Source organism: Microcoleus sp. Pol12A5 (assembly GCF_036701435.1).
Lineage (GTDB): Bacteria > Cyanobacteriota > Cyanobacteriia > Cyanobacteriales > Microcoleaceae > Microcoleus.
In genome coordinates, this window is sequence record NZ_JAUBQU010000299.1 from 1 (window position 1) to 1,238 (window position 1,238).

Annotated in this window: 2 protein-coding genes; one reads left to right on the forward strand and one right to left on the reverse strand. The window is 47.3% G+C overall.

Going from position 1 to position 1,238, the window contains the following annotated elements; genetic code table 11:
• On the forward strand, positions 1 to 513 hold a 513-nt coding region (locus QUA45_RS28865), incomplete at its 5' end, for a pirin-like C-terminal cupin domain-containing protein (RefSeq protein ID WP_333223379.1).
• 350 nt (positions 514 to 863) lie between these two features.
• On the opposite strand, the gene QUA45_RS28870 is transcribed toward QUA45_RS28865, so the two are convergent.
• On the reverse strand, positions 864 to 1,238 hold a 375-nt coding region (locus QUA45_RS28870), incomplete at its 5' end, for a TIGR04376 family protein (protein WP_333223381.1).

Consider the following 1,238-nt stretch of genomic DNA (forward strand, 5'->3'; position numbering starts at 1 on the left):
GAATACGAAGAAACCGACCCCTGGTTTCGGCATCATCCGGCAACTGAACTGCCTGTTTGGGAGGATGCAGGAGTTTCCTTCACCCTAATTGCGGGTGAGGCCTATGGTCGCACTTCCCCAGTTCAAATATTTTCGCCCATGATTTATCTGGACGTGCAACTGACTGCTGGGAGAGAATTTACCTTACCGGGCCATTACAGCGAACAGGCGGTTTACAGCGTAACAGAGGGGCTTGCGATCGATGGAGTGCCTCTGGAACAACATCGGTTGGCAGTGCTCACTTCCGGTACTGAAGTAAACATTTCTGCTTCAGGCAAGGCTCGCTGTATTGTGATTGGCGGTGAACCTGTTGGTGAGCGCCATAAGTGGTGGAATTTTGTTTCGAGTCGCCACTCGCGCATTGAGCAAGCTAAACTCGATTGGAGAGAGGGACGGTTTGGTCAGGTTCCTCAAGAGACAGAGTTTATTCCGCTGCCAGAAGAGCCACCTTCTCAAGCAGAGCAACCGTTGTGAATAACCACAGCGATTTAAGTTAAAAAACTGTTTGTTGATTCATAATTCGTCTTTTTCACATGAGGGGGTTGTCACCCCGTCAGATTGGTGGATTGACAGCCGGGACAAATCATGGATTTTTTTACTTGATTAGAGCTTTTGCTTATTGCATAAATATGCAACGCTAATTAAGTAGGTGAGAATATTGTAGGGATGATTGATTAATTGTCCCTACAATTTGAGAATGGTAATTCTATCAAGTCTGAGTGAGCGATCGCAATACCTGAGAGTCGGGAGGGTTGACGAATATTTGCATTGGGAATCCGAGTTTCGGGTGAACCCGTCCCTAAAGGATTGGAATGCTTTGGTAACTATCGGCCTATATTCCGCTTCATTCGATCGAGTTCTTCGTCTGCTTCCCAGCGCTGAAACTTTTCTTCTAAAGGGTCTGCAGCCGTAAAACTGCTATAATTAGAACTCTGATTCCAACCCTTTGTATCCCAATTCTGCTCTGTTTTAGTGGTAGTGCGAGTTGCTGCTTCGGCCGCTTTTGCTCGGACTTCTTTTCGCCGTACTTGAATTTGGCGGTACAGTTCTTTTGCTTTTTCAATCCGTTCTTTGCAGCCTTGCATTTGACCCCAGCGCTGATTTCCCTGACGCAGCAAAGCTGCTTGCCGCTCTTGGGCGGCTTGAGCTAAATCGAGCCTTTGAGCAGCTTTAGCTTTGTTGATGCGATCGTTCCAGCG